Annotated in this window: 11 protein-coding genes; 6 read left to right on the top strand and 5 right to left on the bottom strand. The window is 35.2% G+C overall.

What is annotated here, in order from left to right; genetic code table 11:
* Positions 1-11: 11 nt before the first annotated feature.
* From dnaN to CF67_RS01735, 4 genes are all read left to right on the top strand, one after another.
* A complete protein-coding gene (gene dnaN / locus CF67_RS01720; RefSeq protein ID WP_034413591.1) occupies positions 12-1,112 on the top strand; it encodes a DNA polymerase III subunit beta in 1,101 nt (366 codons plus the stop codon).
* A gap of 20 nt (positions 1,113-1,132) precedes the next feature.
* Complete coding sequence (gene recF / locus CF67_RS01725; RefSeq protein ID WP_034413594.1) at positions 1,133-2,212, top strand: DNA replication/repair protein RecF; 1,080 nt, start codon at positions 1,133-1,135, stop codon at positions 2,210-2,212.
* A gap of 13 nt (positions 2,213-2,225) precedes the next feature.
* A complete protein-coding gene (gene gyrB, locus CF67_RS01730; RefSeq protein WP_034413597.1) occupies positions 2,226-4,643 on the top strand; it encodes a DNA topoisomerase (ATP-hydrolyzing) subunit B in 2,418 nt (805 codons plus the stop codon).
* A gap of 199 nt (positions 4,644-4,842) precedes the next feature.
* Positions 4,843-5,280, top strand: a complete 438-nt coding sequence (locus tag CF67_RS01735; protein ID WP_034413599.1) for an Hsp20 family protein — start codon at positions 4,843-4,845, stop codon at positions 5,278-5,280.
* A 126-nt stretch (positions 5,281-5,406) separates the two neighbouring features.
* On the opposite strand, the gene glyS is transcribed toward CF67_RS01735, so the two are convergent.
* From glyS to CF67_RS01750, 3 genes are all read right to left on the bottom strand, one after another.
* Positions 5,407-7,482 (bottom strand): glycine--tRNA ligase subunit beta, encoded by a 2,076-nt coding sequence (gene glyS, locus CF67_RS01740; RefSeq protein ID WP_034413601.1) that lies wholly within the window; start codon positions 7,480-7,482, stop codon positions 5,407-5,409.
* Positions 7,482-8,435 carry a glycine--tRNA ligase subunit alpha gene (glyQ, locus tag CF67_RS01745; protein WP_034413603.1) on the bottom strand — a complete coding sequence of 318 codons (954 nt, stop codon included), beginning with the start codon at positions 8,433-8,435 and terminating at the stop codon, positions 7,482-7,484. Before glyQ ends, glyS begins: the two co-directional genes overlap by 1 nt.
* A 702-nt stretch (positions 8,436-9,137) precedes the next feature.
* Positions 9,138-10,931: an aminopeptidase P family protein gene (locus CF67_RS01750; protein ID WP_034413605.1), complete on the bottom strand. Its 1,794-nt coding sequence runs from the start codon at positions 10,929-10,931 to the stop codon at positions 9,138-9,140.
* Between the two features lie 182 nt (positions 10,932-11,113).
* On the opposite strand from CF67_RS01750, the gene CF67_RS01755 reads away from it, so the two are divergent.
* Complete coding sequence (locus CF67_RS01755) at positions 11,114-11,377, top strand: accessory factor UbiK family protein (protein ID WP_034413689.1); 264 nt, start codon at positions 11,114-11,116, stop codon at positions 11,375-11,377.
* Positions 11,378-11,448: 71 nt separating this feature from the next.
* On the opposite strand, the gene hemN is transcribed toward CF67_RS01755, so the two are convergent.
* Positions 11,449-12,837 carry an oxygen-independent coproporphyrinogen III oxidase gene (gene hemN / locus CF67_RS01760; RefSeq protein ID WP_034413607.1) on the bottom strand — a complete coding sequence of 463 codons (1,389 nt, stop codon included), beginning with the start codon at positions 12,835-12,837 and terminating at the stop codon, positions 11,449-11,451.
* A gap of 191 nt (positions 12,838-13,028) precedes the next feature.
* Positions 13,029-13,637: a c-type cytochrome gene (locus CF67_RS01765; protein WP_034413610.1), complete on the bottom strand. Its 609-nt coding sequence runs from the start codon at positions 13,635-13,637 to the stop codon at positions 13,029-13,031.
* Between the two features lie 148 nt (positions 13,638-13,785).
* Here CF67_RS01765 and yihA point away from each other — a divergent pair, with 148 nt between their 5' ends.
* Positions 13,786-14,406, top strand: coding sequence for a ribosome biogenesis GTP-binding protein YihA/YsxC (yihA, locus tag CF67_RS01770; protein WP_034413613.1), 621 nt, complete (start codon positions 13,786-13,788; stop codon positions 14,404-14,406).
* The last annotated feature ends 52 nt before the right edge of the window (positions 14,407-14,458 follow it).

Consider the following 14,458-nt stretch of genomic DNA (forward strand, 5'->3'; position numbering starts at 1 on the left):
AAAAACTAAATATGAAATTTACTGTTGAACGTAATCAACTAATTAAGCCATTACAACAAGTTTCTAGCATGCTGAATAGTCGTCCGGCTTTACCTATCCTTGGTAATTTGCTTGTTAAAGTTCAGAATAACATGTTATCAATAACTTCAACTGATCTTGAAATTGAGATCGTTAGCTCATTGGTGCTAAAGGATTCTTTTGAAGAAGGTAGTACAACTATACCTTCTCGTAAATTTCTAGATATTTGCCGTGGATTATCGCAAACTTCAGTTTTAAGTATCATTTTACAAGGTGATCGTTTGAATATTCATTCTGGTCGTAGTAAATTTTCTTTTTCGACGCTGCCAGCTAATGATTTTCCTAATATTGAAGCTTGGAAAAGTGAAATTGAGGTATCGCTTACACAAGCTGAACTACGTGGTTTGGTTGAGAAAACTAAATTTTCGATGGCAAATCAAGATGTGCGCTATTATCTTAACGGCATGCTATTTGAAATTGATGGTAGTGTTTTGCGCACGATTGCAACAGATGGTCATCGAATGGCTGTATCTCAAATACAGCTCATGGATAATTTTAAGCGAAAGCAGATTATTGTGCCTCGCAAGGGTGTTCATGAATTGGTTAAATTACTTACTGTTCCTGAAAAGCCAGTGGTATTACAAATTGGTAGTTCAAATTTGAGAATTGAAGTTAATGATTTTGTATTTACTTCAAAGTTGATTGATGGTCTCTTTCCTGATTACCGTCGTGTTTTTCCAAAAAACACAAACAAAACGTTAGAAGCATCATGTAATGATTTACATCAAGCTTTTTCTCGTGTAGCAATTTTTTCTAGCGAAAAATTTCGTTGTGTGAGAATCAAATTAGTTGACACTGAGATGCGTATCGTTGCTAACAACTCAGATCGAGAAGAAGCCGAAGAGATTTTAGATATCTCATTCAATGGTTATCCTTTAGAGATGGGGTTTAATGTTAGTTATATGTTGGATATACTTAGTACTTTGCGTTGCGATAAAATACTGATGTTTATTTCTGATGCTAATTCTAGTGTGCTTATCCGAGATTTTGAAGATGATAGTACAATGTATGTATTAATGCCAATTCGTTTATAGATTTGTTTTCATATTCTTAAATGCCATTAACTCGTTTAATTATTCATCAATTTCGTAATATTAAGTCTTGTGATATTGAGTTAGAGACAGGATTTAATTTTCTTGTTGGTCCGAACGCTAGTGGTAAAACTAGTCTTCTTGAAGCTATTTATATGCTTGGCTATGGTCGTTCTTTTAAAGGTGTGTTAACAAGGTATGTTATACAAAATGAGTGTGACGAACTATTTGTTCATGGTCGCTTTTTGAATACACTTCAATGTGAAATTCCAATTGGTATTCATGAGCGTCGCAACGGTACTAAAGAAATCAAAATAAGGGGCCAATCTGGACAAAAAGTGGTACAGCTTGCACAGGTGTTGCCTTTGCAGTTGATCCATCCAGAAGGATTTGATCTGCTTGTCGATGCTCCAAAATATCGTCGTGCATTTATTGATTGGGGCGTATTTCATATCGAATCTGAGTTTTACAGTGTGTGGAGTCGTTTTAAGCGTTTGAACAAACAACGTAATGCATTGTTAAAAGTGGTTTCGAATTATCGTGAGTTAAGTTATTGGGATCAAGAGATGGCTCGTTTATCTGAAAATATAAGCATATGGCGTGGCAAGTACATTGAAAAAATAAATGTGATGGTAAAATGTATATGCAATTTACTTCTACCAGAGTTTGATATTGAATTGAAGTACTATCAAGGGTGGGAGAAAAATATGTTATATAAACAAATTCTTGAGAGAAGTTTCGAACGTGATCAATCTCTAGGTTATACTCTAAATGGTCCGAATAAAGCAGATTTAAAAATTAAGGTAGATAAAACATCGGCAAAAGATGTTCTATCACGTGGTCAGTTGAAATTGATGGTATGTGCATTACGTATTGCACAAGGTCAGTATTTAACTCAGATGACAGGCAAGCCATGCATTTACTTAATTGATGACTTTGCTTCTGAGTTGGATAGTCAGCGTCGTAAGTATCTGGCTGATTGTTTAAAAGCGACAGGATCTCAAGTTTTTGTTAGTTCTATTTCCGAAAGCCAAATTTTTGATATGTATGATAGCAATGATAGAATCTTTAATGTGAAAAGTGGTGTAATAGAGCAAGGATAAGAGAGAAAAATTCATGTCTAAAAATTATGATTCATCGAGTATTAAAGTATTAAAAGGACTGGATGCTGTACGTAAACGTCCAGGTATGTATATTGGCAACACAGATGACGGTACTGGTTTACACCATATGGTTTTTGAGATTGTGGATAACTCCATCGATGAGGCATTGGCAGGTTATTGTAATGATATCATTGTGACTATTTATGAAGATAGATCAGTATCAGTGCGAGATGATGGTCGTGGTATTCCTACTGAAATGCATTTGGGAGAACAAATTTCAGCAGCAGAAGTTATTATGACAGTACTACATGCAGGTGGTAAATTTGATAATAATTCATATAAAGTGTCGGGTGGTTTACATGGAGTTGGTGTTTCAGTTGTAAATGCATTATCCAAAAAAGTCGTTTTAACTATTCATCGCGGTGGAAAGACATATACTCAAACCTATCACCATGGTAAATCTCAAGCACCGTTAACTGAAGTTTGTGCTACGATCGAAACAGGAACAGAAATTAGATTCTGGCCAAGCGAAGAAACTTTTTCAAGCGTCGTGTTTCATTATGATATTTTAGCGAAGCGTTTGCGCGAGCTGTCCTTTCTTAATTCTGGTGTCTCTATACACTTGATTGACGAGCGTGAAGAAGATAAAAGTGATCATTTTGAATTTGATGGTGGTATCCAAGCGTTTGTGCAGCATTTGAACCTTAATAAAAATCCAATTATTCCAAAAATATTCCACTTTAACTACAAACGTGAGGATGGCATTGCGATTGAGATAGCAATGCAATGGAATGATGGTTTTCAGGAAAATATCTATTGTTTTACCAACAATATTCCTCAACGTGATGGTGGGACTCACCTTGCTGGTTTTCGATCTGCGTTAACCCGTACTATGAACACTTTTATAGATAAAGAGGGTTTTTCTAAAAAATCGAAATCTACTATTTCAGGTGATGATGCTCGCGAGGGTTTAACTGCAATTATTTCTGTAAAAAATCCAGATCCTAAATTTTCAAGTCAAACGAAAGATAAACTCGTTTCATCAGAAGTAAAAGCTGCTGTTGAATCTGCGATGGGAGAAAAGTTATCCGAATTTTTGGTTGAAAATCCAACAGAGGCAAAGATTATTTGTTCAAAAATTATCGATGCAGCACGTGCTCGTGAAGCTGCACGTAAAGCGCGTGAAATGACTCGTCGTAAAGGTGCGTTAGATCTAGCTGGTCTGCCTGGCAAGCTGTCTGATTGTCAAGAAAAAAATCCTGTACTATCAGAACTCTATATAGTAGAAGGAGATTCTGCTGGGGGTAGTGCTAAGCAAGGGCGCAATCGTAAAAATCAGGCAGTTCTCCCACTGAAAGGCAAAATTTTAAATGTTGAGAAAGCACGCTTTGATAAGATGCTTTCATCTCAAGAAGTAGCTACTTTGATTACTGCGTTAGGTTGTGGCATTGGTCGTGATGAGTACAATCCAGATAAATTACGTTATCACAATATAATTATTATGACTGATGCAGATGTTGATGGTTCTCATATTCGTACCTTGCTTTTAACCTTTTTTTATCGTCAAATGCCAGAGCTTATTGAACGCGGTTATATTTATATAGCTCAACCTCCACTTTATAGAGTAAAGAAAGGTAAACAAGAGAGATATATTAAGGATGAAGATGCAATGAGTCGATACCAGATTTCTGTTGCGTTAGAGCATGCGGCATTGTTTGTCGGCGAAGAAGCGTCAGCACTAGAAGGTAAAGCATTAGAGCAATTAGTACTACAATATAATGATGGTATGAAATTGGTGAAAAGAATGAGCCTACGTTATCCACAGGCCTTAATACATGAATTTATTTACATGCCACGTTTGACAGAGGAACAATGTTATGACCGTGAGATAGTTACAGTTTGGAGTAAACAACTGGTTAAGCAATTAAATAAAAAAGAAGCTGCTGTTAGTCAATATAGCTTTGAATTAGAGTATCAGACTAGTCTTGCTTTAAGTATACCTAAAATTAAGGTTCGTATCCATGGTGTGATGCATGAGTATTTGTTAAGCATTGAACTGATAAATTCTAAAGAATATTTGAAATTGTCTTCATTATCAAAGGAATTCAAGGACTTAATTAAGAATGGTGCTTATGTTAAACGTGGTGAGCGTGTACAGTGTATCACTACATTCATTGAGGCTTTGAATTGGTTGATAGATGAGTCGCGTCGTGGGTTAAATTTACAACGTTATAAAGGTTTAGGTGAAATGAACCCAGAGCAGCTTTGGGAAACCACTATGAATCCAGAAACACGTTGTATGATGCAAGTAACAATTGAAGATGCTATCAGTGCTGATCAATTATTTTCTACCTTAATGGGAGATCAAGTTGAACCTCGTCGTGATTTTATTGAGAAAAATGCTCTCAAAGTGGTAAATTTAGATGTATAGAATTTTCAATTTTTAGTGATTTTATATTAAGAGTAATGGAACGCTGCTTGATATTTTAAAATTTTTTCTGGTATACTCCATCCGGTTTGATGTAGAAATTGTGCGTTTTAGATTCACTTTTAAGGGTGTTTAAGAGTGCAGTGAGCGTTGAGCCTTTAAACCGGAACAGTTTGTTATTAATTGAAGAGGATAGTATTTTATGCGAAATATAGATTTCTCCCCTTTATACCGTAATGCAATTGGTTTTGATTGTTTATTTGATATGATGGAAACAAGTAATACCAAAAATTCTCAAGCAGGTTATCCTCCATATAATATTGCACAGCAAGATGAAAATAAGTATCGTATAACTATGGCAGTTGCTGGTTTTAGTGAAGAACAGTTGGATATTACACAGAAAGAAAATATGTTAATTGTACGTGGTGAAAGAAGAACTGAAGAAAGTACGAATTATATTTACCAGGGAATTGCAGAACGTGGATTCGATCGTCAATTTCAGTTGGCTGATTATGTAAAAGTAATTGGTGCGACAATGGAGAACGGTTTACTCCATGTGGATTTAGAAAGAAAAATTCCAGAGGCTATGCAGCCACGTAAGATTTCGATTAATAGTGAAAATTTCATTGAAAAAAGTTAGAATGTAGACGAAAGACGGAGTACTTATGCGTTTTTACACGTAAATTTTAGTAAACTTAATGTTGAGTCACGCTGTTGTTTTTCTATTATGTGGTTTTTTCCTATGTGAATTTGTATAATATTTTTATTACTTATCAAGTAGAGAAATATCCGCGACTGTTAGAAATAAGTTACGAAGGTTGCTGAGCAATGTGAATCGATTCCTTTTCAACATGTCGTTATTCACCATGATCGTTACATCATTTAAAAATGTATTCACTGGCTCGTTTAAATTAGCTACGGTCTTCAGTGCCTGTTGGTAGTTACCTAACTGAAGCTCAGGCTCTATTGCTTTTTTTGTTGCTGCTACTCGTTCAGCTAAAGTTTTTTCAGCGTCTTCTTCGAGAAGAGATTGGTCTAGCTCTTCTAGCAAGTCACCATTGAATTTTGCTAGAATGTTGTTCACACGTTTGTTAGCCGTTGCTAAAGATTTAGCTGTCTCTAGTTTGGAAAAATTAGTCATAGCTTTAATTCGTTGGTCAAAATCAGTTGGTTTAGTTAGATGGCACGCTGATACTGATCGAATGATATTGATGTTAAAGCCGGAGTTCTTGTACCATACGTGTAAACGATCTAGCATAAATTTAATTACGTCAGTTTCTACATTGTTGTTTGTTATTTTATCCCTTAGTAGCTCTGTAGCTTTGGCGATAAGTTCAACTAGATCTAAATTGTAGCCATTTTCAATAATAGTCCGTAATACGCCTAAAGATAATCGACGTAATGCAAATGGATCCGAGCCTTGAGGTTTTTGACCGATGCCGAAGATACCAACAATAGTATCTAGCTTATCTGACATAGCAAGTGCTGAAGAAATTCCAGGACTTGGTATTCGATCTCCTGAAAAACGAGGCATATATTGTTCATAGAGAGCTAGAGCTACCTGTTTATCTTCAGAATTTTGTCTTGCATAATGCATCCCCATGATGCCTTGAATCTCGGGAAACTCAGTTACCATAGATGTAATTAAATCACATTTTGCTAGTAATCCAGCACGCTTGGATTTTGTTATGCTGACACCAATTTTTTGAGCGATGTGAGCAGACAATTTTGTGATCCGATTTGTTTTATCCTTAATGCTACCAAGTTGTTTTTGAAAGATGATTTTTTCTAAATAAGGAAGACGATCAATAAGAGTGCGTTTGCAATCGGTTTTAAAGAAGAACTCAGCATCGGTGAGGCGTGAACGGACTACTTTTTCATTACCTTCAATTACGCGGAGGGGATCTCTAGATTCGATATTAGAAACAAATATGAAGTGCGGTAGTAGCTTTTTTTCCCCGTTTTTTTTAGAGTAAACAGGGAAGTATTTTTGGTTGGTTTTCATAGTGTAAACTAATGCTTCGCTAGGCACTTGTAGGAATTTTTCTTCGAATTGTGCTGTCAGCACAACTGGCCATTCAACGAGAGAAGTTACTTCTTCCACTAGTTGATCTTCTAGGTCTGCAATACCACCAATTTTTGTAGCTGCTTTTTTTGAATCAGAAATAATAATTTTTTTTCGTGCTTCATAATCGGCTATAACTCTTCCACGTTTTTCTAGAATTTCTGGATACTCATCTGCGGATTCTATTATAAATTCTTTTTCGCCCATGAAACGGTGCCCGTGGATAATGCGATTAGATTTAATACCAAAAATTTCTCCTTCAACGATCTCATCGTTAAGAAGCATAATCAAAGTTTTTATTGGACGGATGAACTGAATATTAGAATTTCCCCATCGCATCGACTTTTTTGTTGTTAAGTTAGCTAGCGCTTTTTTTACTAAGTTAACAATTATCTCTTGAGTAGGTTTTCCTTTTACTTTTTGCTTAAAAAGTAGTCGTTCGCCTTTTTTAGTCATAAGACGTTCGGTTTGTTCAAGACTGATACCATGATCTTTGATCCAACCTAAAGCAGCTTTTGTGGCCTTTCCGTGTATATCAAAAGCTACAGAAACTGTTGGTCCTTGCTTAATTACTATTTTATCTGTTTGAGCTTCAGCTAGGCTAATTACTTTAACTGCAAGACGACGAGGTGTCGCATACCATTTCACACTTTTGTATTTCAAGTCAGCAGCTTTCATCTCTTTTTCAAAATTTTTTGCCAACGTTTCAGCTAAAAGCCGAAGTGTTGTTGGAGGTAGTTCTTCTGTACCTAATTCAAATAGAAAGTTTTTTTTCATTATTCTTTTAAATCCAATTTTTCTTTTTTACACATTGGGAAACCTAAAGTTTGACGAGACATATAGTATGCTTCTCCAACTGCTTTAGTTAGATTACGGATGCGAAAAATATAGCGCTTACGTTCAGTTACAGAGATAGCTTTACGCGCATCAAGTAAGTTGAACGTATGTCCTGCCTTCAGTATACGTTCATATGCTGGAAGAGGAAGCGGATTTTTAAGTTTTAGAAGCTCTTTGCATTCCTTTTCGCATTGCTCAAAAAAAATAAATAAAAAATTAATATCCGTATATTCAAAGTTGTAAGCAGAGTGTTCTATCTCATTTTGGCGAAAAATATCACCATAGGTATTTTTTGAACCATCTACTCCTACACTCCATATAAGATCGTAGACTGAATCTACTTTTTGTATATACATTCCTAATCGTTCCATACCATAAGTGATCTCACCGGTAACTGGTTTACAAGCAAATCCAGCGATTTGTTGAAAGTAGGTAAATTGTGTTATTTCCATACCGTTGATCCACACTTCCCAGCCTAATCCCCAAGCTCCTAGGGTAGGATTTTCCCAATCATCTTCTACAAAACGGATATCATGTATAGTTGGATCTATACCAAGAATTTTTAATGAATCTAGATATAATTCCTGGATATTTTCTGGGGAAGGTTTTAAAGCCACTTGAAATTGATAATAGTGTTGTAGACGGTTTGGATTCTGGGCATATCGACCATCAGTAGGGCGTCGAGATGCTTGGACGTAGGCTACTGACATTGGTTCAGGACCAAGTGCGCGCAGACATGTCATCGGATGAGAAGTGCCAGCACCTACTTCCATATCTATAGGTTGAATAATTGCGCAACCATTTTGAGACCAGTAATTCTGCAAAATTAAGATCATTTCTTGAAAGGTTTTCATATCGTATTTTAATGTGTTTGACTTCAAATAATTTATCATTAATTATTTGGTGAGAATATTTTTAGAGTATACCCAGATATGTACAGAAGATGGAAAACAAATTTCCAACATAAGGCCAATAAATTTTTGTTTTAAACATCTAAAACATTCTATAAGTGCTTTGCAAAAAACATAGTATTTGTGAGGTAAGCTATAATTTTATTTAGTGAATCAGCAAGTGTAAAAATATTTGAGGCTAGAATGACTGTCTGAATTGAGAAGAAAACATCAAGCGGAGTGCTTTAATAATTTTAACCTATGAATCTGTGTAGGCACTTGTTGTTTAATCGTAAAAATTTATCAATGAATTAAGTGACTAAATGGCACCTTTCTCTATTATTGATAAGGGGATCAGCACAGTCAATTCATAATTAGTATGCAATCAGTGTACATTAGGCAACTATATTTATTGATAAAAAACTTTAATTGAAGAGTTTGATCATAGCCCAGAACACAAATGCGTCTCCAGGCTTTATACACACTGCTTATTATACCATAGGGGCGGGTTGCAAAAGGAGTAAGTTTAACTTTTGAGAGGACTAGGACATCGCCTTTTCTCGGTGGAAACATGGGTTTGACTCCCCACTGCGGGGTACCATTAGGTCGTTAGCTCAGTTGGTAGAGCAGTTGACTTTAATTGGTCGTATTAGACAGTGCATATATTCAATGTTTCACGTGAAACTTCAAATGAAAAACTAGGATTTAATTTTCAGTTGTCTTTAGTGGTTCAGTAGCCTGTTTAAGCCATTGTTTAACATCATCTTTAACAAATGGGTTGATTTTTTTCCATACTTTTTTGTGGTAATTGTTCAGCCAATAAAGTTCACTGGAAGTTAGCATTTTAAGGTTAATATTGCGTTTATCAATGGGGCATAAAGTTAGGGTTTCGAATGCCAACACCGGGAAATCACCTTTTGTTGGCAACTCTACAACTAGCTCTAGATTTTCAATTCGAATGCCAAAAGAATTACAATAATATCCTGGTTCATTTGAAACAACCATATTTTTCATTAAGGGTACGCTACTCCTATTTTTTGAAATGTGTTGTGGTCCTTCATGCACATTTAAAAAATGGCCGACACCATGGCCAGTACCATGTTCATAATCATAGCCTTCAGACCAAAGGTGTTGACGAGCTAAAATGTCTATTTGATAACCATAAGTACCTTTCGGAAATTTAGCTTGAGCAATTCCAATATGACCTTTTAAAACAAGCGTAAATTGCTTTATCATTGTTTTGCTAGGTTTTCCTACTGCAACAGTACGTGTGATGTCGGTAGTGCCATATAAATATTGACCACCTGAATCTATTAGATACATGGTATTATTTGTAAGCTGACTTGGTTTGCTTTGAGTCTTATAATTGTAATGACACATTGCAGCATTTCGACCAACTGCTGATATAGTATCGAAGCTTAAATCTTTGAAGGTCGGATCTTGTTTACGTATACTATCGAGTTTATTAGCGAGTAGTGCTTCATCGTGTAGATTACCAATCGAAATTTCAGCGTCTAACCATGCAAGAAAATGTATCATTGCTATTCCATCTCGAATATGGCAGGTTTTTATCCCTGCGATTTCGGCTTTATTTTTAATGGCTTTGGGTATTAAGCATGGATCTGAAGATTTCACTATGCTTGCATTCGATTTTTTAAGCACTATTGTAAACCAAGCATTACTTGTTTTAGGATCAACTAGTATGTGTTTTCCTGAAAGTGTCTCAAGGCGTTGTTGGATTAGTCCAGGAGCATAAACAGTTACGCCAGGACCTACATGTTCTCTGAATTTTTTCGGCAGTCGTTTAGAATTTAAGAAGAATTCGACATTACTATTATTGTGTAAAATAACATGGGATAGCAGCACAGGTAATCGTGGTATGTCCAAAGCACGGATATTAAGTAGCCAGCATATTGAGTCCAACGCTGTTATGATTGCGCTATCAGCACCCATTTTTTTAATTAAATCTGCAATTTCATCGCGTTTTTTCAAACAGGACTTTCCAACTGACTGAATACTCATTAATTGAATATCAGAAATTGTCGCACTTGGTCTATCATACCAAATTTTATCAATGGGATTATATTTTAAAATTGTTAAATTATGTGTGCTTGCAAGTGTTATCTGTGCATAATCTAACCATGATGAATTATGCATATGTGGATCAATTGTCACTTTAGAGGTATGAGTAACATTTTTTAATATCCAGTTTAATGCAGATTGTTCAGCTACATGATAGCATTCAAATATTTCAGAAGGAACTTCGTGATGTGCTTGAACGACATAACGTCCATCAAGAAAAATCGCTGCTTTGTTATTAGTGATCACTGCCATACCCGCAGAGCCACTAAAATTAGTTAGCCAACGTAATCGTTCATTATGAGTGGGTAAGTATTCATTCAGGTACTCGTCTTCATGAGGCACAATTATGGCACCATAATTGTGGTTTTTGAGCCAAATACGCATAGCGTTAACACGATCTGAAATGGAGTTCAGCATTTTATTATCCTTATGTATAATGGAATATTATTGGTATTAATCTTCAATTGTGACTATACTAAGACTTGGTTAGATAATGGATTTCTAGAATGATAGTTCCATTTCTTGTTTCGTGTCTAAATGTTTCACGAAATAGCAGTGATTACTACTTATTTTCGATAAGGGAGGGAGTTTCATTTAATATGTTTGACTCAAGAAAATTAGAGCAAATTGCTAAACAAATTCATGATTACATTCCAACGTCAGTAAAAGAACTAGGAATAGATGTAGATCAAAAAATTAGTCGAATGCTTCAAAGTCAACTAAATAAGTTGAATTTTGTCAGCCGAGAAGAGTTTGATGTTCAAACACAGGTTTTATTACGTGCTCGAAAGAAATTAACTGAAATGGAAGAAAAGCTTATTCGAATAGAATCAAAGCTGGAGGGGAAAAAAGCTCAAATGTAGTATGAGTACTTAAATGTTAAACTATCTTCTAGATTTGAGTGTTGGATACATGATCCATGTGATAGGGTTGGTTATATTACCCTAGAGAACCTTTCACAGTGGTTTTTCTTACGTAAATACTTATCAAAGCACATGCAGATATTACGAATAAGCAGACGTCCACGTGAAGTGACATAAATTTTTTCGTCATCTATTTTTACTAGTTCATCCGTAATGAAGGTTTGTAACAATTTTAGATCTTTTTTAAAATATTGATCAAACTCTATCTTAAATTCAGCCTCGATCGCATTTTTGTCTAGCGTGAAGTTACAAATTAATTGTTGGATGATTTTGCGACGCAATAAATCATCATCATCTAAAAGGATACCTTTGTATAGAGCGTGAGATACGCTATCCATTTGAGTATAATATTTTTTGAGTTCTTTTTGATTTTGCACATACATATTTCCAATCATTGATATCGCAGATACACCGAAACCAACTAAATCACATTCTCCTCGAGTTGTATAACCTTGGAAATTTCGATGAAGAACACCTTTCCTTTGTGCGATCGCTAGCTCATCATCTGGTTGAGCAAAATGATCCATGCCGATAAATTGATAACCTGATTTAGTTAGGATAGTGATAGTGTTCTGTAAAATTTTTATTTTATCTTCTACTATTGGCAAATCTTCATCTTTAATTCTGCACTGTCCTGCAAACAGGCTCGGTATATGAGCATAATTGAATATGGAAATCCGGTTCGGTTGCACATCAATTACTTTATCTAGAGTTTCTGAAAAAGACACTGCTGTCTGTTTAGGTAAACCATAGATTAAATCTAGATTTATTGAATTGAAACCTGTTTTTTTCGCTTGATTTATCATAGTGATGATAAATTCAGAATCTTGTTCACGGTTAACTAATTTTTGTACTTCTTTATTGAAATCTTGAATTCCGACGCTTAAGCGATTAAATCCTTCACTATATAACTGATCAATCCTATAAAGTTCAATTTCACGTGGATCAAGTTCAATACTAATGTCTGCTTTTTCTTCAAATTGAAACAGATCACGTAAAATTGACATTAAATGGGCAATCTGTCGTTGGGATAAGAATGTTGGCGTACCACCACCAAAATGTAATTGTGCAACTTGACGTCCTTTTAGTAAAATTGCGCGCTGACGGATTTCATTCTCTAAAATAGCAAGATACTGAATTGCTTTTTTTGAATGAGAAGTAATGATCTTATTGCAAGCGCAGTAATAGCATAGTTTACGACAAAAAGGAATGTGGATGTACAGTGAAAGAGGACGCTGAGGTTGTTGAGCGCATGCCATGTTGTAATCTCTGACAGTTATTTCACGGAATTCTAACGCTGTTGGATAAGAGGTATAACGAGGTCCAGAGTAATTATACTTTTCTAGAACTTTTCTATCCCATGTAGTGCTATGGTTGGGTGAAGATGGTTCAGGCGTCATCATATTTTCCATTTATAACTATTATTTTGATAATTCAAGATAAGGAAATACACTGTCATAGCTAGTATGTACTATAGTTCTTCTAAAACTTTGAGTTTGCATGGAGCAGTCAATCATGTTGTTATTCTTTAGTCAATAATTGTTATGTTGTTTATGGCTGCTTTAGTTAACTAGTATCTTATTATTTGATATCAATGCAATCCACTGATGTATTCAGATAAGATACTGATATCTTCGTTAGTCAGCTTTTTAGAAATATCTTGCATCATATCGTGTTTTCGAGAACCACTGCGAAACTTTTGTAACTGCGTTTTGAGATATTCAGGATGTTGTCCAGAGATTTTTGGAAATCCAGAAAGTTTCGTTCCATTACCGCGTGGTCCATGACAAGCAATGCAAGCGGTTAAACTTCGTTTTGGATCTCCTGCTGTGTATAATATTTTCCCTTTATCGATGGCGTTATCAGATGTAGTTGAAAAGGACATTTTGAGTGAAGAATAATAAACGGCTAGGTCAGCTATATCTTGAGTGCTTAAGGATATCGCTATTCCTCCCATCACTGGATCAGCACGACCTGACTCACCATTGCTTTTCATACTAAGCTGGAAATCTTTCAATTGCTTTTCTATGTATTTTGCATGCTGTCCTGCGAGTTTAGGGTACATAGTCAATTGACTGTTACCGTCCACACCATGACATGCGCTGCATATTGCAGATTTTATTTTACCAGCTTCAACACTTTCTCTGGCTAAAATAAAGCAACTGATAAAGAGATTTAAAATCAAGGCGAATTTTTTCATGGGATTTTATCCGTTCTTAAGTTTTTATTGTCGTCAGATATTTTTGACTATGGTACAATCTAAAAGAGCTTTCCCGTTAAAGCTATTCTACGCTATTTCATAGAAGTAATCGATTGATTAGAATGAAGTCTATTTATAGAAAACTAACATGAGTGTAAAAATTCATTACCCTAATACGCGTTTTATCCTAAGTGCTCCCAGTATATATCATTTACCTAAAGATAAAGGAATCGAGGTTGCTTTTTTTGGACGTTCTAACGCAGGAAAATCGAGCTCATTAAACTGCTTAACTAACCAAAGAAATTTAGCAAAAATTAGTAAAACTCCTGGTTGCACTCAACTGATAAATTTATTCAAGGTTTATGCAGATTGTCGTATTGTGGATGTACCGGGATACGGTTTTGCTCGAGTTCCTCTATCAGTGAAAGGGAAATGGCAAAAATCTTTAGAGGAATATATAAAAAAACGTCGTTGTTTAAAAGGGTTAGTGATTTTAATGGATATTCGTCATCCTTTGAAATCTTCGGATAAAAGGATTCTTTTGTTAGCATTAAAGCACGGAGTTCCTGTTCAAATACTACTTAGTAAAGCAGATAAATTGAAAAATAGTATGCGCAAATTTCGATTGTTAAATGTTCGATCAGCTATATTAAATTTTGGCGGAGATATAAAAGTTGATGTCTTTTCTTCAAGAGGATATGGAATTAAGGTTTTACGTGATAAGCTTGACACTTGGTTTTCACCATATTTTTTAAAAAAGAGCAAATAATGACACTGGCATTTATTGATTTATTATTAATTCCACGGGATAGTGTTATGAG

The sequence above is a fragment of the Candidatus Photodesmus blepharonis genome, from assembly GCF_000731795.2.
Taxonomy (GTDB): domain Bacteria; phylum Pseudomonadota; class Gammaproteobacteria; order Enterobacterales; family Vibrionaceae; genus Vibrio; species Vibrio blepharonis.